The sequence below is a fragment of the Streptomyces sp. TOM-9 genome (genome assembly GCF_056858595.1).
This window is the reverse complement of sequence record NZ_JBXEQB010000001.1, coordinates 5,745,864-5,766,095: the sequence shown is the minus strand read 5'-3', so window position 1 is coordinate 5,766,095 and position 20,232 is coordinate 5,745,864. Positions and strand designations below refer to the sequence as shown.

General features: G+C 72.8%; 19 protein-coding genes. 9 read left to right on the top strand and 10 right to left on the bottom strand.

The features are described from left to right. Position 1: 1 nt before the first annotated feature. Genes AC1VWI_RS27040 through AC1VWI_RS27030 form a run of 3 tightly spaced genes read right to left on the bottom strand, consistent with a single transcriptional unit; the run spans position 2 to position 3,581 of the window. Complete coding sequence (locus AC1VWI_RS27040) at positions 2-958, bottom strand: N-acetylneuraminate synthase family protein (protein ID WP_499513596.1); 957 nt, start codon at positions 956-958, stop codon at positions 2-4. Next, a complete protein-coding gene (locus AC1VWI_RS27035) occupies positions 955-2,244 on the bottom strand; it encodes a cytidylyltransferase domain-containing protein (protein WP_499513595.1) in 1,290 nt (429 codons plus the stop codon). The genes AC1VWI_RS27040 and AC1VWI_RS27035 overlap by 4 nt, the downstream gene beginning before the upstream one ends. Positions 2,245-2,273: 29 nt before the next feature. Beyond that, a complete protein-coding gene (locus tag AC1VWI_RS27030; protein WP_499513594.1) occupies positions 2,274-3,581 on the bottom strand; it encodes a DUF6716 putative glycosyltransferase in 1,308 nt (435 codons plus the stop codon). Between the two features lie 187 nt (positions 3,582-3,768). Here AC1VWI_RS27030 and AC1VWI_RS27025 point away from each other — a divergent pair, with 187 nt between their 5' ends. Continuing rightward, positions 3,769-4,749 (top strand): glycosyltransferase family 2 protein, encoded by a 981-nt coding sequence (locus tag AC1VWI_RS27025; protein ID WP_499513593.1) that lies wholly within the window; start codon positions 3,769-3,771, stop codon positions 4,747-4,749. After that, the gene (locus tag AC1VWI_RS27020; protein ID WP_499513592.1) at positions 4,749-6,101 is read left to right on the top strand and encodes a polysialyltransferase family glycosyltransferase; all 1,353 of its coding nucleotides are present in this window, start codon (positions 4,749-4,751) and stop codon (positions 6,099-6,101) included. Before AC1VWI_RS27025 ends, AC1VWI_RS27020 begins: the two co-directional genes overlap by 1 nt. A gap of 89 nt (positions 6,102-6,190) precedes the next feature. On the opposite strand, the gene AC1VWI_RS27015 is transcribed toward AC1VWI_RS27020, so the two are convergent. Beyond that, positions 6,191-6,850 carry a TetR/AcrR family transcriptional regulator C-terminal domain-containing protein gene (locus AC1VWI_RS27015; RefSeq protein ID WP_499513591.1) on the bottom strand — a complete coding sequence of 220 codons (660 nt, stop codon included), beginning with the start codon at positions 6,848-6,850 and terminating at the stop codon, positions 6,191-6,193. 66 nt (positions 6,851-6,916) lie between these two features. Between AC1VWI_RS27015 and AC1VWI_RS27010 the strand changes: the two genes are divergently transcribed. After that, positions 6,917-8,377 (top strand): FAD-dependent monooxygenase, encoded by a 1,461-nt coding sequence (locus tag AC1VWI_RS27010; RefSeq protein ID WP_499513590.1) that lies wholly within the window; start codon positions 6,917-6,919, stop codon positions 8,375-8,377. Between the two features lies 1 nt (position 8,378). Here AC1VWI_RS27010 and AC1VWI_RS27005 read toward each other — a convergent pair whose 3' ends face one another. Next, a complete protein-coding gene (locus tag AC1VWI_RS27005; RefSeq protein ID WP_499513589.1) occupies positions 8,379-9,959 on the bottom strand; it encodes an acyl-CoA mutase large subunit family protein in 1,581 nt (526 codons plus the stop codon). 124 nt (positions 9,960-10,083) lie between these two features. On the opposite strand from AC1VWI_RS27005, the gene AC1VWI_RS27000 reads away from it, so the two are divergent. Further along, positions 10,084-10,977 (top strand): L,D-transpeptidase family protein, encoded by an 894-nt coding sequence (locus tag AC1VWI_RS27000; protein WP_499513588.1) that lies wholly within the window; start codon positions 10,084-10,086, stop codon positions 10,975-10,977. On the opposite strand, the gene AC1VWI_RS26995 is transcribed toward AC1VWI_RS27000, so the two are convergent. The 5 genes from AC1VWI_RS26995 to AC1VWI_RS26975 form a co-directional block, all read right to left on the bottom strand. Continuing rightward, positions 10,968-11,393: an SRPBCC family protein gene (locus AC1VWI_RS26995; protein ID WP_499513587.1), complete on the bottom strand. Its 426-nt coding sequence runs from the start codon at positions 11,391-11,393 to the stop codon at positions 10,968-10,970. The two genes, AC1VWI_RS27000 and AC1VWI_RS26995, sit on opposite strands and share 10 nt — an antisense overlap. 336 nt (positions 11,394-11,729) lie before the next feature. After that, positions 11,730-12,776, bottom strand: a complete 1,047-nt coding sequence (locus tag AC1VWI_RS26990) for a hypothetical protein (protein ID WP_499513586.1) — start codon at positions 12,774-12,776, stop codon at positions 11,730-11,732. Next, entirely contained in the window at positions 12,773-13,405 is a 633-nt protein-coding gene (locus tag AC1VWI_RS26985) for an RNA polymerase sigma factor (RefSeq protein WP_499516923.1), read from the bottom strand. Before AC1VWI_RS26985 ends, AC1VWI_RS26990 begins: the two co-directional genes overlap by 4 nt. A 51-nt stretch (positions 13,406-13,456) precedes the next feature. Further along, positions 13,457-13,984 (bottom strand): RNA polymerase sigma factor, encoded by a 528-nt coding sequence (locus AC1VWI_RS26980; protein ID WP_499516922.1) that lies wholly within the window; start codon positions 13,982-13,984, stop codon positions 13,457-13,459. A 239-nt stretch (positions 13,985-14,223) separates the two neighbouring features. Next, positions 14,224-15,789, bottom strand: coding sequence for a beta-N-acetylhexosaminidase (locus tag AC1VWI_RS26975; protein ID WP_499513585.1), 1,566 nt, complete (start codon positions 15,787-15,789; stop codon positions 14,224-14,226). Positions 15,790-16,129: 340 nt separating this feature from the next. Here AC1VWI_RS26975 and AC1VWI_RS26970 point away from each other — a divergent pair, with 340 nt between their 5' ends. The 5 genes from AC1VWI_RS26970 (at position 16,130) to AC1VWI_RS26950 (ending at position 20,180) form a co-directional block, all read left to right on the top strand. Continuing rightward, entirely contained in the window at positions 16,130-16,654 is a 525-nt protein-coding gene (locus AC1VWI_RS26970) for a 2-oxo-4-hydroxy-4-carboxy-5-ureidoimidazoline decarboxylase (protein WP_499516921.1), read from the top strand. 125 nt (positions 16,655-16,779) lie between these two features. Then, positions 16,780-17,160 carry a succinate dehydrogenase, cytochrome b556 subunit gene (gene sdhC, locus AC1VWI_RS26965; protein ID WP_499513584.1) on the top strand — a complete coding sequence of 127 codons (381 nt, stop codon included), beginning with the start codon at positions 16,780-16,782 and terminating at the stop codon, positions 17,158-17,160. Positions 17,161-17,168: 8 nt separating this feature from the next. Continuing rightward, positions 17,169-17,639: a succinate dehydrogenase hydrophobic membrane anchor subunit gene (locus AC1VWI_RS26960; RefSeq protein WP_499513583.1), complete on the top strand. Its 471-nt coding sequence runs from the start codon at positions 17,169-17,171 to the stop codon at positions 17,637-17,639. A gap of 28 nt (positions 17,640-17,667) precedes the next feature. After that, complete coding sequence (gene sdhA / locus AC1VWI_RS26955) at positions 17,668-19,422, top strand: succinate dehydrogenase flavoprotein subunit (protein WP_499513582.1); 1,755 nt, start codon at positions 17,668-17,670, stop codon at positions 19,420-19,422. Further along, positions 19,422-20,180, top strand: coding sequence for a succinate dehydrogenase iron-sulfur subunit (locus AC1VWI_RS26950; protein ID WP_018561261.1), 759 nt, complete (start codon positions 19,422-19,424; stop codon positions 20,178-20,180). The genes sdhA and AC1VWI_RS26950 overlap by 1 nt, the downstream gene beginning before the upstream one ends. Positions 20,181-20,232 lie beyond the last annotated feature (52 nt).

Sequence of the window (20,232 nt, the reverse complement as noted above, 5' to 3'; positions counted from 1 at the left end):
ATCAGGCCGACACCGACTGCGGCTCGGCCGCGGCGGCCGCCTGCGCCGCCTCCTGCTCGGCGATGACGCCGGGCACGCGGCGCAGCTTCTTCATCGGGCCGAGCTCGCCCTCGTAGACCTTCTTGACACCGTCGCCGAGCGCCTGCTCGATGATGCGGATGTCGCGGACCAGGCGGTCCAGACCCTGCGGCTCGACGGAAGCGGCCTGGTCCGAGCCCCAGTTGGCGCGGTCGAGGGTGATGTGACGCTCGACGAAGACGGCGCCCAGGGCGACGGCCGCGAGGGTGGTCTGCAGGCCGATCTCGTGACCCGAGTAGCCGACCGGCACGTTCGGGAACTCGCTCTGCAGGGTGTTGATCATCCGCAGGTTGAGCTCCTCGTGCTTCGCCGGGTAGGTCGACGTGGCGTGGCACAGGATGATGTTCTCGCTGCCGAGCACCTCCACCGCGTGGCGGATCTGCTTCGGGGTCGACATGCCGGTCGAGAGGATGACCGTCTTGCCGGTGGCGCGCAGGGCGCGCAGCAGCTCGTCGTCGGTGAGCGAGGCCGAGGCGACCTTGTGGACCCGGACGTTCTCGAACTTCTCCAGGAACTCGACCGAGGGGACGTCCCACGGGGAGGCGAACCAGTCGATGCCCTTCTTGGTGCAGTACTCGTCGATCGCGCGGTACTCGTCCTCACCGAACTCCACCTTGTGGCGGTAGTCGATGTACGTCATGCGGCCCCAGGGGGTGTCACGCTCGATGTCCCACTGGTCGCGCGGGGTGCAGATCTCCGGGGTGCGCTTCTGGAACTTCACACCGTCGGCGCCGGCCTCCACGGCCGCGTCGATCAGGGCGAAGGCGTCCTCGAGGGAGCCGTTGTGGTTGATGCCGATCTCGCCGGTGACGTAGACGGGCTGGCCGGGGCCGACCAGGCGGTCGCCGATCGGACGAAGGCGGGCGTTGGTGGTGGTCACTGGGAGAGTTCCCTTCGGGAAAGTGAGGGGCCGAGGATCCACGAGGCGATCTCGCGGACAGCTCCGCGTCCTCCGGGCATTGCGGTGACGGAGCGGGCGGCGTCCTTGACGATGTCGTGCGCGTTGGCGACGGCCGTGGGCCAGCCGACGAGCGCGAAGCAGCCGAGGTCGTTGACGTCGTTGCCGACGTACAGGACCCGCTCGGGGGCGATTCCTTGCTCCTCGCACCACTGCTTGAGTGCGAGGTCCTTGCGGTCGATGCCGTGGAGCACGGGGACCTTGAGCTTGCGGGCCCGCGCGGCGACGACCGGGTTGGTCTCCGTGGACAGGATCAGGACGGGCAGGCCGTTGTCGCGCAGGGCGGCGATCCCGAGGCCGTCACCGCGGTGCACGGTGACGGCCTCGCGTCCTTCGGAGTCGACCAGCACCGTGTCGTCGGTCTGGGTGCCGTCGAAGTCGAGCACGACCGCGTCGATGTCGTCGCGGGTCGGGTGCGCCGGCGCCTCGGGGGCGGTCTCCGTCGCGGGGTCGAGCAGCGGGGCCAGGGCGCGGGCGCGGGCCAGGTCGTCCGGCTCGTCGATCTCCAGGACCTTGGCGGGGTCGGTCCGCACCAGCGCGGTGTGGCCGAAGAAGCGGTGCTTCGCCTCGCGGAAGCCCGGGACGCGCATCGCGTAGGCGGCGCCGGTCTCCAGCAGGTCCTGCGGGCGGTCCTGGCGACGCGGGCGGTGGGCCTTGTCGTGGTTGACGCCGTAGCCGCCGGTCGCGGCGGCCACCGTCGTACGGGACCGGCCGCCCTCGGCGGCCTCGTCGGCGGCCGCGGCGGCGGCGGCGCCGATCTGGTCGGCGGCGTCACGCCAGATGAAGCCGTGGAAGGGGGCCACGGTCACGGCCGTGTCCGCGCCGTCCTCGACGATCGCGGCGACCACGCCGTTGACGTCCTCGGTGGTGATGAACGGGCTGGTGCACTGGACGAGCAGCACCACGTCGGCGCCGCGCCCGGTCATCGCCTCGTGCGCGTCCATCGCGTGCAGGACCGCGGCCTCGCTGGTGGCGGTGTCCCCGGCGATGGCGGCCGGGCGCAGGACGACCTCGGCGCCGGCGGTGCGGGCCGCGTCGGCGATGGCGGGGTCGTCGGTGGAGACGACGACGTCGGTGACGAGGTCGGCCTCGCGGCAGGCGCGCACGGCGCGGACGACCAGCGGCACACCGCCGACGGGTGCGAGGTTCTTGCCGGGTACGCCCTTCGAGCCGCCGCGGGCGGGAATGACGGCCAACACCGTTGGCATGGTGGCTCCTTGCGACTTGGGGGGCGGGTTCACAGCTGGCCCCACCTGCGGATCACGGGCGCGACGCGCTGCACGCCCTGGCGGTACGCGGCGCGCGCGGAGTTGCGCGCGATGTCGCGCACGGCCCGGCGCAGCGGGCTGGGCTCGGTGGGCTCGGTCGCGGCGCCGGGCAGCGGCTCGCCCTTCGGGTCGAGGCCGTGGCGGGCGAGCACGCCGGGCAGGTAACCGGGCGCGGTGGTGGTCGTGTAGTACGGCGCCAGCGGCGGGAGCACAGGGGCGGCGGCCAGGTCCGTGACGCGCTCGCGCACGGCACGGAAGGGGTCGCCGTCGGAGGCGATGCCCTGGTTGCGGGCCCACTCGGGGTGCACCCTCGGCACCTCGCCGGAGTCGATCTGGTCCCAGGAGGCGTAGGCGCCGGAACCGAGGAAGTGGTGGTTGCCGAGCGCCTCGCGGATCCCGAGGTCGGTGAGGACGGCCGTGGGGATGCCGCGGTGCATGGACTCCAGCGCGGCCGTCGAACTCACCGTGACCAGCAGGTCGGTGCGGTCCAGGACCTCGCCCATGTGCCCGTAGACGAGCTTGAGGTTCTTCGGCGGGTCCAGCTTGGACACCAGCTTCTGGTACGGCTGTTCCTCGATGTGCGTGGTGTGCTCGCCCGGCTTGCTGCGCAGCTTGACCAGCACCTCGCGCTCCGGGTGGAAGCGCGCGTGGTCCACCGCGCGGCCCAGCAGGTACGTGCGGTCCCTGCGGCTGTCCGGCACGGAGGGCTGGACGGCGAAGACCACGGTGAACGGCCGGTCCCCGGAGGGCTCGTAGGGCTTGCCCTCCAGGAAGGGCAGGGCGGTCTCCACGACCGTCCCGGCGTCGGTGCCGACGCCCTCGTAGACGTCGCGGAAGCGCTGCGCGTCGTGGGCGCTGTTGGCGAGCACGGCGTCGGCGCCGGCCCGCAGCAGGAGCCCGTCGGCGAGCTTCTCGTAGACGACCCCGACGTAGCCGGTGACGACGACCGGACGGCGGGGGGTGCCCTGCCAGGCGCGGGCGAGTCCGTGCAGCATGGCCTGGACGGTGCCGCCGACGCAGGAGAGCACGACGACGTCCGCGGTGTCACGGGAGGTCCCGGCCAGGAACTGCGCCGCGGTGACCTCGCGCATCGAGTCCGCGGGGATGCCGACCTCGGCGAGCTGGCGCTCGGTCGGGGTCGCCCGGCCGCGGAGCAGGCGGGCGTCGAGCCGCGCCTCCGGGGCGATGCGGCGCGCCGTCAGCGCACCCCATTTCCATCGGGTGTCCGAGTCGGCGAGGACGGTGACCCTGATCGGGTCGGCGGTACTTGCTGGCACGCCGCAGACGCTAGGAATGCATTTCGAGCGGGTCTCCAACGCAACGCCAACGGACGGTTAACAACGCGCCGCCGAATGGGGAATCGGCCGCCCCTGACGGCGGATTCATGATTCCGCCATCTCCCGTTCACCTTGGGGTGGGGAAGGCGTCAGGGTGGGGGACGAGCCGCCCCATAGGGTGCACGACGTGGTTAAGCTCTCCGTCATCGTCCCGTTCTACAACGTGCAGGATTTTGCTCCTGACATGTTGAGGAGCCTCCGCGCGAATACGCGCGCGGATTTCGAGTTCATTCTCGTGAACGACTGCGCAACGGATGACACCCCGGGAATCCTCGAGCGCGCACTGCCCGACCTGCCCGGGGCGATACTCGTCTCCCACGAGAGGAACGGCGGGCTCGCCACCGCCCGCAACACGGGCATCGACGCCGCCCGGGGCGAGTACCTGACCTTCCTCGACGGCGACGACTGGCTGGCCGAGGGCTACCTGCCCCGGCTGCTGGAGGCCATCGAGACCCTCGGCACCGACTTCGTGCGCACCGACCACGTCGTCTCCCACGGCCGCAGGCGCACCGTCGCCCGGGTGCCGCACGGCCGCCGCGGGGTCGCCCTCGACCCGCGCGAGGCGATCCTCCCCGCCGACCGCACGACCTCGGTGGACTACCCGTACGCCTGGGCCGGCATCTACCACCGGCGGCTGGTCGACGCGGGCCTGCTGCACTTCCCCGACGGGCTGCGCACCGCCGAGGACCGGCCGTGGATCTGGCGGCTGCACCGCGAGGCGAAGTCCTTCGCGGTCGTCGGCCTGCTGGGCGTCTTCTACCGGCGCGGGGTGGCCACCTCGCTCACCCAGATCGGCGACATCCGCCAGCTGGACTTCATCCGCTCCTTCGACCAGGTCCTCGCCGAGACCGCGGCGGACCCCGACGCGGACCGCTTCCTGCCCAAGGCGGTGCGCACCTACTGCGCGGTGATCGCGCACCACCTGGGCGCCATGGGCCGCTACGAGCCCCGGGTCGCCCGGAAGCTGAAGGCGATGAGCGCGGCCGCCCTGAAGCAGATGCCGCAGGAGATCCTGAACGAGGCGCTGGACTCGATGGACATGAAGCGCAGCCTGCTGCTGCGCCGGACACGCAGGCGCCTCGGCCTCGCCGGGGCGGTGGCCGCGTGATGCCCCGTACCCAGGTGTTCCTGGCGTCGACGCTGTTCGGCGCCGCCACGGTGGCCGCCGCGATGGACGCCGGCCTGTTCGCCCCGGCCGACCGCAGGCTGCTGCTGGTCAGCAACAACGCCGCCGTGCCCGAGATCGCGCCGGCGCTGGACACGGCACCGGGCTTCGGGGCGCTGCGCGGCCGTTTCGACCGGGTGCTCTCGTGGAACGACACGATCGCCCCGCTGCACCCCTCCGGCTGGTCCCCGCGCCCCGAGGACGTGCCTCTGTGGGAGCGCCACCTGCGGCGCCTGTGGGACCTCGGCGAGGACGAGGTCGAGCTGGTCGTCGAGTCCCTGCACGTCGACCCGGCCCTGGCACTGGTGAACGTCTTCCCGGGCGCGCCCGTCGAGGTGTACGCCGACGGCCTCATGGTCTACGGCCCGACCCGGGACAAGCTGGACCCGCTGGTCACGACCCGGGTGGGCCGGCTGCTGCACCTGGACCTGGTCCCCGGGCTGCGGCCGCTGCTGCTGTCGGAGCACGACGTCCCCGCAGGGCTCGTCCCCGCGGAGGCCTTCACCGGCGTCCTGGCGGGGATCGCGGACCACGACGCGGCCCCGGCTCCCCTCCCCCAGGGCGGCGCGCTGCTGCTCGGCCAGTACCTGTCGGCGCTGGACGTCCTCACCGCCGCCGAGGAGGAGGAGCTGCACGTCCGCATGGTGCGCGGCGCCGTCGCGGCGGGGCACCGCACGGTGGTCTTCAAGCCGCACCCGACGGCGCCCGCGCACTGGTCGCGGCGGCTGGAGCGGGAGGCGGAGGCCCTGGGGGCGGAGCTGACCGTGGCCGGGGCGTCCGAGCTCGCCGAGGTGCTCTTCCTGCGGGCCCGCCCGCGGCTGGTCGTCGGCTGCTTCTCCACCGCGCTGTTCACCGCCTCCGCCCTGTACGGGCTGCCGGTCGCCCGGGTCGGCACGGAGCTGGTGCTGGACCGGCTGACGCCGTACCAGAACAGCAACCGCGTGCCCGTCACGATCGCCGACCGCCTCCTGCCGGACCTGGAGGACCGGACGTACCGCGAGGCGGCGGAGGCCTGGCGGCCGCCGACGGCGGAGCGGGTCGAGCGGGACCTGACGCCGCTGGTGCGCGCCGTGGGCTACTGCATGCAGCACCAGACGTACGCGCATCTGCGGGACGAGGCGGTCCGCTACCTGACGGACGGCCTGGACACCGGCACCTGGCGCTACTTCAAGCGGCGCCGGCTGGCCTCGCTGGCGCTCCCGGGGGCGGTGCCGTCCCAGCTGGCGTTCCTGCCGGCCAACCCGGCCGTGCGCAGGGTCGCACGGCGGATCAGGCATGTGACGTCCCGCGGCTGACGGCGGGACGTCAGGGCCACGGGGGCCGGCGCGGAGGATCGCGCCGGCCCCCGTGCGGTGACGGCCGCACGGTGCTGCCCGCGCGGTGACTACCGCGCGCCGTCCGGGGCGAGGGTCCGCTCGATGCCCGCGACGAGGATCCGCAGACCGGTCTCGAAGCGCGCGTCGTAGTGGTCGAACATCTCCCGGCCGGCCTCGCCCACCAGTGGGAACTCCCCGCCGAGACGGGCCTGCCGCTCGTCGGTGTCGTAGCGCGGGTCGCGCCGGCCGGGCAGCGGCTGCACGGCCTGCTCCTCGATCACGAAGCCGATGGTGAAGGTGTACGCGGTGAACCACGCGTTGAGGGCGTCCTCGACGCGGAAGCCCTGCTCGACGAAGGCACCCAGGTAGCGCTCCAGGGCGCCCGCGTGGCTGTCGTCGGTGAGGTGCGTGCCGCTGAAGACCTTGGCGCCGTCCCGGTAGGCCAGCAGGGCCGCACGCGTGCCGCGGCAGGCGGTGGCGATCCAGTCCCGCCAGTCGGAGCCGGGGACCTCCTGGCCCATGCCGCGCTCCAGCATCTGCCGCAGCATGCGGGTGGCCATGGCGTCCAGCAGGGCCTGCTTGTTGGCGAAGTGCCAGTACAGGGCCGGTGCCTGCACCTGGAGCTCCTTGGCGAGCCGGCGCAGGGTCAGCCCTTCGAGCCCCTCCTCGTTCAGCAGGCCGAGGGCGGTCTCCACCACCTTGTCGCGGTCCAGTCGCGTCGCTGCCACGTGCCCATCCTGTCCGTCCGTCGGCACCCCTTGACAATTTAACACCGTTAAGGGGACTCTCGGGACATGGAACTTAACAGCGTTAAGGAAACCGGTGTCCTGATCGTCGGGGCCGGCCCCACCGGACTCGCCCTCGGCATCGACCTCGCCCGCCGCGGTGTGCCCGCGCTCGTCGTGGAGCGCTCCGACCGGCTGTTCCCCGGCTCACGGGGCAAGGGCCTGCAGCCCCGCTCGCTGGAGGTGCTCGACGACCTCGGCGTGGTCGGCGCCGTCCTCGCGTCGGGCGGCCCCTACCCGCAGGGCCGCGTCTGGCAGGACGGCCGTCCGGTCCACGAGTGGGAGATGTTCGAGCGGGTGCCCGCCACCTCCGCCGCCCCCTACGGCGCGACGTGGATGGTCCCCCAGTGGCGCACGCAGGAGATCCTGCACGCGCGGCTGCGCGAACTGGGCGGCTCGGTCCGCTTCGGCGCCGGACTCACCGGTCTCACCCAGGACGCGGACGGCGTGACCGCGGAACTGGCCGACGGCACGAGCGTGCGGGCGGCGTACCTGGTCGCCTCCGACGGCGGGCGCAGCGCCGTGCGCAGGGCCCTGGGCATCGCCATGCACGGCGAGACCGTCGACCCCGCCCCGATGCTCGTCGCCGACGTGACGCTGACCGGCCTGGACCGCGAGCACACCCACGTGTGGCGGGGCCCGGACGACACCGGCGCGGTCGCCTTCCCGATGGGCGGCACCGAGCGGGACTTCCAGTTCGTCGCGACGTACCCGGCCGGCGCGGAACGCCCCGACACCTCACCGGACGGGGTGCGCAAGACCGTCGAACAGCGCACCCACCTGGCGGCCGACGACGTGCTCAAGGTCACGTGGAGCTCCGACTTCCGGCCGCGCGCCGCCCTGGCCGAGCGCTTCCGGGAGGGCCGGGTCCTGCTCGCCGGGGACGCCGCCCACATCCACTCCCCCGCGGGCGGCCAGGGCCTCAACACCGGCATCCAGGACGCCTACAACCTCGGCTGGAAACTCGGCCAGGTGCTGCGGCACGGCGCCGCGGCCAAGCTGCTGGACAGCTACGAGCAGGAACGGCTGCCGGTCGCCGCCGACGTCCTCGGCATGAGCACGCACCTGCACCGCAGCACCATCAGCCGGGGCCGGCCGATGAACCAGCGGGGCGCCGAGGTCCACCAGCTCGGTCTCGGCTACCGCGACGGCCCGCTCACCGCCGAGACCCGCGAGGGCCTCGCCGAGGACGCCCTGCGGGCCGGGGACCGCGCGCCCGACGCACCCCTCACCGGCGGCGGGCGGCTCTTCGACGTCCTGCGCGGCCCCCACTTCACGGTGCTGGCCGTCGGCGCCGAACCGCCCCCGGCGCTGCCCGGCTTCGCCCGCGCGCACCGCGCCGGGCCCGGCAGCGCGGTCCACCGCACCTACGGCGAGGGCCTGTTCGTGGTCCGCCCGGACGGCTACGTCGGCCTCGCCACGTGCGACCCGGAGCGCGTCACCGCCTGGCTCGCCCGCTTCGCCGGGTGACTCAGAAGACGTCCGAGGGGACGTACGTCCCCCAGACCTCGCGGAGCGCCTCACAGACCTCGCCCACCGTGGCCCGGGCACGGAGCGCGTCCCTCATCGGGTACAGGACGTCCTCCGTGCCCTCGGCGGCCTTCCGCAGCGCGGACAAGGCCGAGTCCACGGCCCGCCCGTCGCGCCCGGCACGCAGCGCGGCCAGCCGCGCCACCTGCGCCTCCTCGATCGCGGGGTCGACGCGCAGCGGCTCGTAGGGCTCCTCCTCCCCCAGCTGGAAGCGGTTGACGCCGACGACCACCCGCTCCGCGGAGTCGGTCTCCAGGGCGATCCGGTAGGCGTTGCGCTCGATCTCGGCCTTCTGGAAGCCCCGTTCGATCGCGCTCACCGCCCCGCCGAACTCCTCCACCTTGGCCATCAGCTCCAGCGCGGCCGCCTCCAGGTCGTCGGTCATCGACTCCACGACGTAGGACCCGGCGAAGGGGTCCACGGTCGCCGTCACGTCGGTCTCGTACGCCAGGACCTGCTGGGTGCGCAGCGCGAGCCGGGCGGACTTCTCGGTGGGGAGCGCGATCGCCTCGTCGAAGGAGTTGGTGTGCAGCGACTGCGTGCCGCCCAGCACCGCCGCCAGCCCCTGGACGGCCACCCGCACCAGGTTCACCTCCGGCTGCTGGGCGGTCAGCTGGACGCCCGCGGTCTGGGTGTGGAAGCGCAGCATCCACGACCTGGGGTTCCTCGCCCCGAACTCCTCGCGCATGACGCGGGCCCAGATGCGGCGGGCGGCACGGAACTTGGCGACCTCCTCCAGCAGCGTCGTGCGCGAGACGAAGAAGAAGGACAGCCGGGGCGCGAAGTCGTCCACGTCCATGCCCGCGGCGAGGGCGGTGCGGACGTACGCGATGCCGTCGGCGAGGGTGAAGGCGATCTCCTGCGCGGGCGAGGCGCCGGCCTCGGCCATGTGGTAGCCGGAGATGGAGATGGTGTTCCAGCGCGGGATCTCGGCGCGGCAGTAGCGGAAGAGGTCCGCGACCAGCCGCAGCGAGGGCTTGGGCGGGAAGATGTACGTGCCGCGGGCGATGTACTCCTTGAGCACGTCGTTCTGGATCGTGCCGGTGAGCCGGTCCGCGGGCACCCCCTGCTCCTCGCCGACCAGCTGGTACATCAGGAGCAGCAGGGCGGCGGGCGCGTTGATCGTCATCGAGGTGGAGACCCGGTCCAGCGGGATGCCGTCGAAGAGCACCCGCATGTCCTCGACCGAGTCGACGGCCACGCCGACCTTGCCGACCTCGCCGTGGGCGAGGGGGGCGTCGCTGTCGTGGCCCATCTGGGTCGGCAGGTCGAAGGCGACGGACAGGCCCGTGGTGCCGTGGGCGATCAGCTGCCGGTAGCGCGCGTTGGACTCGGCGGCGGTGCCGAAGCCCGCGTACTGGCGCATCGTCCAAGGCCGGGTGGTGTACATCGTCGGATGGACACCGCGGGTGTAGGGGTAGCCGCCCGGCTCACCGAGCCGTTCGCCCGGGTCCCAGCCGTCCAGGGCGTCGGGGCCGTAGACGGGCTCGATCGGCAGACCGGATTCGGACTCGCGTGCCATGCGTCATGCCTCCAGCGACTCGGCCCCCTTTCCTCAGTGTGCGGCGAACCGTGACCGGGCCGGTGCAACTACATGCCGGGGAAATCAGTCAAAGGGTGTACCGACTCATCTCCAGGGGGACGAAGTGGCACTCATATCCGTCACAAGATCACGCGCGGCGGCCGCGGCCGCCGCGCTGCTCACCGGGGCGCTCCTCGCCGGCTGTACGGCCCAGGCGAGCGAGCCCACCGCCAGGGCCTCCGTGGCACCGGACACCGCGGGCCCCACGGCGAGCCCCTCCGGGAGCCCGAGCACGAGCCCGGGCACGGCGCCGGGCAGCGGCTCACCCTCGCCGACGGCATCGCCGTCCGCCACGAAGGAGCCGGAGGCCGACCGCACCCCCCGGCCGGTCGTCGTGATCGCACGGGGCAGCAGCAGCGCGAAGGTGCGCGAACTGCAGGCGCGGCTGAAGCAGCTCGGCCTCTTCGGCCGCAACCCCACCGGCTACTACGGCGACGTCACCGCCTCCGCGGTGCGCGCCTTCCAGTCCCGTCACAAGCTGCCCGCCTCGGGCACCGTCACCGACAGGACCTGGGCGAAGCTGCGCTCGGTCACCCGGCAGCCCACGCACGGCGCCATGTACCCGCCGACCAGCAACCCGGTGGCGAAGCTCGACCCGCGCTGCATGACCGGCCGTGTGCTGTGCGTCAGCAAGAACAGCCGCACCCTGGCCTGGGTGGTGAACGGCAAGGTCGTCTCCGCGATGGACGTCCGCTTCGGCTCCCAGTACACGCCGACCCGCGAGGGCACCTTCAGCGTCTTCGCCAAGAGCCGGAACCACGTGTCGACGATCTACCACACGCCCATGCCGTACGCGATGTTCTTCAGCGGCGGCCAGGCGGTGCACTACTCGGCCGACTTCGCGGCCCGCGGCTACGCGGGGGCCTCGCACGGCTGCGTCAACGTGCGCGACCGCGCGAAGATCTCGGCGCTCTTCGACCAGGTGCGGATCGGCGACAAGGTCGTCGTCTACTGGTGACCCCGGGCCAGGAGCCCGTCCAGCGCCCGCCCGAACAGCAGCCGGCCGGCCCACGCGGTGGGCCGGTCGAACGCCCCCGGCAGCGGGCGCACCCTCAGGTCCTCGCGCCACACCACGCGTGAGCCCCCCGCCTCCCGCGGCCACACCTCGATCTCGGCCCAGCCGAGCACGGTCCGGCCGCGCTTCTCCAGCCGGCACCGCCCGGGACGGCCCGCGTCCGGCGGCTCCCAGCGCACGATCTCCATGGGGTCGTCGACGGCCATCCGCCCGAGTCCGGTGCGTGCCGTGAACGACCGCTCCCCCGTGACGACGGCGGCTGTGAACGGCACCAGCTCCGCATGGCGTTCCCAGTCGGTGACCCGGCGCCAGGCCTCGGCGGCGGGGAGCGGGCAGTGCCGCTCGATCCGGAAGATCACGTCGTCGAGCCTACGCCGCCGCCCCTGCGGCACCACGTGAGGACGCGGGCGGAGCGGGGGGAAAGCGCTCCGCCCGCGTCCCTCGTTGGGGGCCCGATACGGGGGGACCGGGCGACCCCTCGACCGATGACCAGTCGGTCTACTGGTTAAAGCGCCCGGGAGGCCGAAAGTGTCACACCCCGCACCCGCCGCATCCGCCGCGCCCGGGAGCGCGGCCGGGAGGGAGAGCTGCCCGGCCGCGCTCGGGTGCGGACCCGTGGGCACGGGAAGTGCCCGGATCCGCGGGGCCGATGACCAGTCGGCCCGTCCATGGGAGCGCGCGGCGGCCGGAAAGTGTCACTCGCCGCCGTGGCCGCGGTGCGGTCCCGGCCGCCCGTCGGACGGTACGACCGGGGCGGACAGTGGGGACGGTGCGGCCTTGGAGGCCGGTACGGACGGTGCGACCGGGGCGGACCGTGCGGTGCCGCGCGAGCCGTGGCCACCCTGGCGGTGGTGTCCGCCGGAACGGTTCTTCCAACGGCCGCGGCCCTCCCGGGAGTCGTCGTCGCCCCGCTCGTCCCCCTTCCCGGCCTTGCCGCCGTTCCCCCCGTGCCCGCCGTTCCAGCCGAGCAGCCCGGCGCAGTAGCGGCGGACCTCGCGCTGGCCGCCGCCCGCCGCCTCGCGCAGCTGCTTGTAGGCCTGCTCGTCCACGCCCTTGCGGTGCCGGCCGGCCGCGGCGTAGGCCCGGCACAGCGCCCTGTGGTCCAGGGCCGGCGTGGAGGACGGCATGGAGGACAGCGTCCCGGCCGGCCGGCCGGGGAGGACGGTGCCTTGGGTGCCGCCGGTACCGCCCGCCGGGCGGCCGTGACCGGGCCCGGGGCCGGGGCGGGAGGTCGGCGGGGCGGTGCGGCCGGGTGACGGCGAACCGCTGTCCGAGGCCGCCGTCGCCGCGCTCTGGGTGTGGACCGGGGCGGGGTCCGGGACACCGCTGCCGAGCAGGGCCGGCAGCGCGCCGGCGGCGGCCGCCACGCTCACCCCGGCCACCGCGGCGGTCGCGATCAACGTGCCCGTCAGCGATCTGGAGTGACGGGGCGTACGGCTCCGCCCGCTCCGGGACACCGCGCCCGCGCCGGGCGACCAGTCGTCGGCCGTGCCGAGGCGGACGCCCGCGGAACCCCCGGTGAGCGCGTCGTCGCCGCGCGCGGCACGGAACGCGGCGACGGCGGCCTCCTCGCGTTCCGGGTCGAGGGGCGCGGGAGCCGCGGCGGCGGCCAGCAACCCGGCCACGGCGGCGGCGCGCTCGTCGCGCCAGGCCCGCTCCGCGGGGTCGTCACCGTGGGCACCCCGCAGCAACCGCTCGGCGGTGGCGTCGTCCAGCCAGTCCTGTCCTCGGTTATCGCTCATCTCATGTCCTCAAGCGTTCGGGACGCCGAAAACGTCACACTTGACGACCCGCCGTCGGAATCCAGCAGCTCAGCCAGACGGCGCAGGCCGCGGCTGGTGGCCATGCGCATCGCACCGGGCCTCTTGCCGACGACCTCGGCCGCCGACCGGGAGTCCAGGCCCATCACGACGCGCAGCAGCACGGCCTCGGCCTGGTCCTGGGGAAGGGCGGCGATGGCCGCCAGCGCGGCGCCGGTGCCCACCGCGGCGACCGCCTCCTCGGCGGTGTCCGAGACGGCGGGCCGGTCGAGCAGTTCCTCCACCCCGGCGGCGGCCAGCGGCCGGCGGCCCACCGCCCGCAGGTGGTCCAGCGCCCGGTTGCGGGCGACCCGGGCCGCCCAGCCGCGTACCGCGTCCCCGTCGCCGTGGAAGCCCGGCAGGTCGCGCGCTATCTGCAACCACGCCTCCGACGCCACGTCCTCGGCGTCCCCCGCGCCGACCAGCGAGCGTACGTACTGCAGCAGTTGCGGCTGCACCGCTCGGTACACGAACCGGAAGCCGTCCTCGTCCCCCTCTTGCGCCGCGCGTACCGCGGTCGCCAAATCCACGTGCGGGCCTCCCCCTCGGAATCGCGCACCATACTGCCCCATCATGGGCGCCGGCAGGGCGTCCGGGGGCGGCTACCCGCCGGTCACCAGGGGTCAGGACAGCAGCCGGGAGAGCCGCTTCAGGCCGCGGTGCGCCGCCGTACGGACCGCTCCCGCACGCTTGCCCAGCACCCGGGCCGCGGACACCCCGTCGAGCCCGACGACGACGCGCAGCAGCACCGCCTCCGCCTGGTCGGGCGGGAGCGAGGCGATCAGGGAGAGGGCGCGCTCGGTGGCGAGCGCCTCCAGTGCGCGGTCCGCGGTGTCCTCGGCCGCGGGGAGGTCCAGCAGTTCGGGGTCGAGGGGACGGGCGCGGGGCCTGGCGTCCTGGCGCCGCAGGTGGTCCAGGGCCCGGTGCCGGGCTATGGTCGCCGCCCAGCCCCGGAAGCCCGCCCCGTCCCCGCGGAACCGGCCGAGGTCGCGGGCGATTTCGAGCCAGGCCTCGGAGGTGACGTCCTCCGCGTCGTCGCCGACGAGGCCGCGCACGTAGCCGAGCAGCAGCGGCTGGACCAGCCGGTAGACCACCGCGAAGGCGTGCTCGTCCCCACCCTGGGCGCGCCCGACCGCGGCCCCGAGCTCCATGTCGCGGTCGGCCCGCGGATCGTGGCGCCCCCCGTTGCTGGCCACACCGTCCTCTCGAATCGCCGACATCCTGTACAGCGTGGATTCGCACTGAATCGTCACACCTGTCGGGCCGCCCTGGCGATGGGTGTGACATTTTCGGCCGCGTTGACGCTTTAACAATCAGAAGCGGCCGAAGACGCTCCTGTGGGGGGAGGCGGACTTCGGCCGCTTCACCTGGGACGGCCGGGTACGGCGGCTCAGCCGGCCCGGTCGGCGAGGGTGCTGAAGTCCTGCCAGCTCAGGACCGGCGGGCCCGGGTCCCAGAGCTTCTGGGTGAGCGCGCGCAGGGGCATCCGGATGCCGGCCGCGACCTCGTCCTCGGTCTGGGCGTCCGCCCGGTCGCACCAGACGGCCAGCCGCGCGCCGAGGATGCGGTCCGGTCCCGCGAGCGCCGCGGGCACGGCGCCGTCCCGGTAGACGACGGCCGGGGTCCACTCCTCGTAGATGCGCCGCCCGCTGGGGTAGGGGAAGTTCTCCGGCGCGCCAAGGACGTAGTAGAGGTACCAGGAGTTGAGGTTGAGCAGCTGCCGGCCCTCGCGCAGGAGGTCCTCGGGCAGCCGTCCGCGCAGTTTGTTGCTGGACCAGTAGGCGACCACCCGGTCCGGGTCCGCGGCGACCCGGGCGCCGCCGGAGAAGCCGTCGTTCCAGGCCTCGACCCGTTTGCCGAGCGATCGCAGGGTGGCGGCGCGGTCGTTGAGCCAGCCGGCCGCCGCGTCGGCCACCCCGGCGTCCGGGCCGTAGCGCTCACGCGCGTACGCGGCGAGCTGCGGGAAGGACGTCTCCGGGTGGTCCGTCACGAGCGGTCCGTACTCGTCGCCGCCGACGTGCCAGTAGGCACCGGGGAAGAGCGGTGCGTACTCCTCGAGCAGGTCGTCGACGACGCCCGCGGCACCGGGCCGGGAGATGTCCAGCGCCCCGCGCACGGGGGTGCCGTCCACGGAACGCAGCTGGAGGTCCGGGTGGGCGTCGAGCACGGCACCCATGTGGCCGGGGCTGTCGATCTCCGGGACGACGGTGATGTGCCGCTGCGCGGCCAGGTCGACGACGGCGCGGATGTCCTCCTTCGACAGGTGCCGGGGCGACACGATCTCGGGGTGGCTGTCGCTCTGGACGCGGAAGCCCTGGTCGTCGCTGAGGTGGAGGTGGAGCTGGTTGTACTTCAGGTCGCCCAGCTCGCGGACCCTGGCCTCCAGCCACTCACGGCTGAAGTACTTGCGTCCGATGTCGATCATCAGTCCGCGCTCCGGCCGGTCCGGGCGGTCCTCGACGGTGCCGGCCGGCACCCGTCCGGTGGAACGGACCGCCTGGAGGAGGGTCCGCGTGCCGTAGAAGACCCCGGCGTCGGTGCCGGCGCGTACTGTCACCCCGTCGGCCGAACTTGTCATCTCGTACGACTCCGGGCCCGCACTACTCCGTTCGAGTGAAAGCGCGATGTCCCCCGGTTTGGCGGGCCCACTGACGTACGGCCGGCTGAGCTCCTGCGCGAGCAGCCGCGCCTCGTCCTCCACGGCGCTCCCGGCGGGCGCCACCACGCGCGAGCCGGGGCCCGGTACGAAGGCGGCGGTACCGGCGGCAGGGGTGAAGGAACGGACGGCGGGGATCGAGGGGAACCCGGCGGACGTGCTCGCCCGCTCCGCGGGCGGGGCGCCGGGGGCCGCGGTCCCCGCGGGTGCGGCGAGCGCGGGACCGGCCCCGAGCACGGCGCTCAGCACCGCGGTCAGCACGGCCGTCGCCGCGTACGCCGACGCACGTTTCGCCCGCATCTGCCACATGATCCGAATTTATGCCCGCTCTGTGGATCTCGCCGTGCGGACCAGGGGAAGCCGTGCACTTTCGTTCCCGTACGAGTGAAATTCGTGCATCCGTCGTACAGGGCCGAACATAGGCCGATACGGTGGTCGTCACTCGTCGTCCCCCTGTGGTTCACGCCGCGCAGCCGCCTCGCGGTTCCCCCCACCTTCGTCACCGTTCCCTCCCAGGAGCCCACCCCTGTCCAGCGACACCCCCGCCCTCCCGCCGCGGGCCCCGGCGCACCTCCCGGCGCAGTCCCGCGGCCGGGCGCCCCGACCGGCACCGACGGGCCGCCCCGGCCTCCCCCACGGCCTGCGGCGGCTCAACGAGGCCTCCCCCGGGGCGGCCGAGGCCGTCCTGCTCACCTGCTGCGGCAGCCTGCGCTGGGCCCGCAGGGTCGCCGCGCACCGCCCCTACCCCGACCTGGACGCACTGCTGGCCGCCGCCGACGAGGCCGCCTACGACCTCACGCCCGCCGACCTCGCCGAGGCCCTCGCCGCCGAGGCGGCCGGCGCCCCGCCGGACGCCGCCCCCACCCGCGGCAGCCTCGCCGCGCACACGGCGCTGCGGGCCGCGCAGGCCGCGTACGAGGCTCGCTTCGGCCACGTCTTCGTGCTCTCCCTCGACGGGGTGCACCCCAGTGAGTCCCTCGACCGGATGCTGGCGTCACTCCGTCAGCGTCTCGCCAACGAACCAGACGAGGAGCGGGTCACGGCCGCCGAGGAACTGCGCCGCGTCACCCGGTCCCGCCTGGGGCGACTGGCCCTCGGGAACGCGCGGGGCGAGCCGGGGGTTCGCGGCCGATACACCCACCCGTGCGGGATCGATCACACCTGAAGGACCCGGCAGGACGTAGCCGACAAGCCGTCGCTACGATGGCCAGGGCCGGAGGACCGTACCCGGCCGGGCCGACCGACCAACGAAGCCGGCAGGCCCCACACCGCTCCCGGAGGGTTTTTTCCGTGCCGGCTGGAACGTTGTACCGCGGCCGGGAAGGCATGTGGTCATGGGTGGCTCATCGAGTCACCGGTGTCCTCATCTTCTTCTTCCTGTTCGTCCACGTCCTCGACACCGCACTGGTGCGTGTCTCCCCCGAGGACTACGACAAGGTCGTCAACACCTACAAGCAGCCCATCGTCAGCCTGCTCGAGTACGGGCTGGTCGCGGCTGTCCTCTTCCACGCTCTGAACGGCCTGCGCGTCATCGCCGTGGACTTCTGGTCCAAGGGCCCGAAGTACCAGAAGCAGATGCTGTGGACGGTCATCGGAATCTGGGTCGTGCTGATGATCGGGGCCATCTACCCCGTCCTCGGTCACGCCGCACGAGTGCTGTTCGGGAGCTGAGCGAAGTCATGTCCGCAACGGACCACGTGGAGCTCAGCTCCTCCAGCGCCGCCTACGGCCCCGACAACCCGGCCCCGGTCATCGAGCCGCCGCGCGCCCGGACCAAGCGCACCCCGCGCAGCACCCGGACCAACTTCGAGATGTACGGCTGGCTCTTCATGCGCCTGTCCGGCATCGTCCTGGTCGTCCTGGTCATCGGTCACCTGCTGATCCAGCTCGTCCTCGACGGCGGCGTCACCAAGGTCGGTTTCGCCTTCGTCGCCGGCCGCTGGGCCTCGCCGTTCTGGCAGACCTGGGACCTGCTCATGCTGTGGCTGGCGATGCTGCACGGCGGCAACGGCCTGCGCACCGTGATCAACGACTACGCGGAGCGGGACAACACCCGGTTCTGGCTGAAGATGCTGGTCTACACCGCGACCGCGTTCACCATCATCCTCGGCACGCTGGTGATCTTCACCTTCGACCCGAACATCCGCTAGCCAGGGCTGGACAGGGAAGCGACCCCTCATGCAGATCCACAAGTACGACACCGTCATCGTCGGCGCGGGCGGCGCCGGCATGCGCGCCGCCATCGAGGCGACGAAGCGCAGCCGCACCGCCGTGCTGACGAAGCTCTACCCCACCCGCTCCCACACCGGCGCCGCCCAGGGCGGCATGGCCGCCGCCCTCGCGAACGTCGAGGACGACAACTGGGAGTGGCACACCTTCGACACGATCAAGGGCGGTGACTACCTGGTCGACCAGGACGCCGCCGAGATCCTGGCGAAGGAGGCCATCGACGCGGTCCTCGACCTCGAGAAGATGGGCCTGCCCTTCAACCGCACCCCCGAGGGCCGGATCGACCAGCGCCGCTTCGGCGGCCACTCCCGCAACCACGGCGAGGCCCCGGTCCGCCGTGCCTGCTACGCGGCCGACCGCACCGGCCACATGATCCTCCAGACGCTGTACCAGAACTGCGTCAAGGAGGGCGTGGAGTTCTTCAACGAGTTCTACGTCCTCGACCAGCTCATCGTCGAGGAGGACGGCGTCAAGCGGTCCGCCGGCGTCATCGCGTACGAGCTGGCCACCGGCGAGATCCACGTCTTCCAGGCGAAGGCCGTGGTGTACGCCTCCGGCGGCACCGGCAAGTTCTTCAAGGTCACCTCCAACGCGCACACCCTCACCGGTGACGGCCAGGCCGCCGTCTACCGCCGCGGTCTGCCGCTGGAGGACATGGAGTTCTTCCAGTTCCACCCGACCGGCATCTGGCGCATGGGCATCCTGCTGACGGAGGGCGCCCGCGGTGAGGGCGGCATCCTCCGCAACAAGGACGGCGAGCGCTTCATGGAGAAGTACGCGCCGGTCATGAAGGACCTCGCCTCGCGTGACGTCGTCTCCCGGGCGATCTACACCGAGATCCGCGAGGGTCGCGGCTGCGGTCCCGAGGGCGACCACGTCTACCTCGACCTGACCCACCTGCCGCCGGAGCAGCTGGACGCCAAGCTCCCGGACATCACCGAGTTCGCGCGGACCTACCTCGGCATCGAGCCCTACACGGACCCGATCCCGATCCAGCCGACCGCGCACTACGCCATGGGCGGCATCCCCACCAACGTCCAGGGTGAGGTCCTGTCGGACAACACCACCGTCGTCCCGGGCCTGTACGCCGCCGGCGAGGTCGCCTGCGTCTCCGTGCACGGCGCCAACCGCCTCGGCACCAACTCGCTGCTGGACATCAACGTCTTCGGCCGCCGGGCCGGCATCGCCGCCGCCGAGTACTCCGCGGACCACGACTACGTCGAGCTCCCCGAGGCCCCGGCGCAGTTCGTGGTCGACCTGGTGGAGCGGCTGCGTTCCTCCACCGGCAACGAGCGGGTCGCGCAGCTGCGCAAGGAGCTGCAGGAGACCATGGACGCGAACGTCATGGTGTTCCGCACCGAGCAGACCATCAAGACCGCCGTCGAGAAGATCGGCGAGCTGCGCGCGCGGTACCGGAACGTGTCGATCCAGGACAAGGGCAAGCGGTTCAACACCGACCTGCTCGAGGCCATCGAGCTCGGCAACCTGCTCGACCTCGCCGAGGTCATGGCGGTCTCGGCCCTGGCCCGCAAGGAGTCCCGCGGCGGCCACTACCGCGAGGACTACCCGAACCGCGACGACGTCAACTTCATGCGGCACACGATGGCGTACCGCGAGGTGGGTGCCGACGGCACCGAGGCGATCCGTCTCGACTACAAGCCGGTCGTGCAGACCCGCTACCAGCCGATGGAGCGTAAGTACTGATGAGCACCGCGACCCTCGACAAGGTCGAGGCCGAGGCCCAGGCCTCGCCCTACATCACGGTCACCTTCCGGATCCGCCGGTTCAACCCGGAGATCTCGGACGAGGCCACCTGGCAGGACTTCGAGCTGGAGATCGACCCCAAGGAGCGGGTCCTCGACGGCCTCCACAAGATCAAGTGGGACATGGACGGAACGCTGACGTTCCGTCGCTCCTGCGCCCACGGCATCTGCGGCTCCGACGCCATGCGCATCAACGGCCGCAACCGGCTGGCCTGCAAGACCCTGATCAAGGACATCAACCCGGACAAGCCCATCACCGTCGAGCCCATCAAGGGCCTGACGGTGCTGAAGGACCTGGTCGTCGACATGGACCCGTTCTTCCAGGCCTACCGGGACGTGATGCCCTTCCTCATCACCAAGGGCAACGAGCCGACGCGCGAGCGCCTGCAGTCCGCCGAGGACCGCGCGCGCTTCGACGACACCACCAAGTGCATCCTGTGCGCCGCGTGCACGTCGTCCTGCCCGGTCTTCTGGAACGACGGCCAGTACTTCGGCCCGGCGGCCATCGTCAACGCGCACCGCTTCATCTTCGACTCGCGTGACGAGGGCGGCGAGCAGCGGCTCGAGGTGCTGAACGACAAGGACGGCGTGTGGCGCTGCCGCACCACGTTCAACTGCACCGACGCCTGCCCCCGTGGCATCGAGGTCACCAAGGCGATCCAGGAGGTCAAGCGCGCGCTCATCACGCGTCGCTTCTGATCCCCTCCGCCGAGGCTCCCCCGAGGGCCCCGCAGCCGGTCAGCCGGCTGCG

Bases quoted from the DNA above. Each gene is read 5' to 3' on its own strand.
- AC1VWI_RS27035 (WP_499513595.1), bottom strand. From the start codon at position 2,244: ATGCCAACGGTGTTGGCCGTCATTCCCGCCCGCGGCGGCTCGAAGGGC.
- AC1VWI_RS27020 (WP_499513592.1), top strand. From the start codon at position 4,749: ATGCCCCGTACCCAGGTGTTCCTGGCGTCGACGCTGTTCGGCGCCGCC.
- AC1VWI_RS27010 (WP_499513590.1), top strand. From the start codon at position 6,917: ATGGAACTTAACAGCGTTAAGGAAACCGGTGTCCTGATCGTCGGGGCC.
- AC1VWI_RS27005 (WP_499513589.1), bottom strand. From the start codon at position 9,959: ATGGCACGCGAGTCCGAATCCGGTCTGCCGATCGAGCCCGTCTACGGC.
- AC1VWI_RS26990 (WP_499513586.1), bottom strand. From the start codon at position 12,776: ATGAGCGATAACCGAGGACAGGACTGGCTGGACGACGCCACCGCCGAG.
- AC1VWI_RS26985 (WP_499516923.1), bottom strand. From the start codon at position 13,405: ATGGGGCAGTATGGTGCGCGATTCCGAGGGGGAGGCCCGCACGTGGAT.
- AC1VWI_RS26980 (WP_499516922.1), bottom strand. From the start codon at position 13,984: ATGGAGCTCGGGGCCGCGGTCGGGCGCGCCCAGGGTGGGGACGAGCAC.
- AC1VWI_RS26975 (WP_499513585.1), bottom strand. From the start codon at position 15,789: ATGCGGGCGAAACGTGCGTCGGCGTACGCGGCGACGGCCGTGCTGACC.
- AC1VWI_RS26960 (WP_499513583.1), top strand. From the start codon at position 17,169: ATGTCCGCAACGGACCACGTGGAGCTCAGCTCCTCCAGCGCCGCCTAC.
- sdhA (WP_499513582.1), top strand. From the start codon at position 17,668: ATGCAGATCCACAAGTACGACACCGTCATCGTCGGCGCGGGCGGCGCC.
- AC1VWI_RS26950 (WP_018561261.1), top strand. From the start codon at position 19,422: ATGAGCACCGCGACCCTCGACAAGGTCGAGGCCGAGGCCCAGGCCTCG.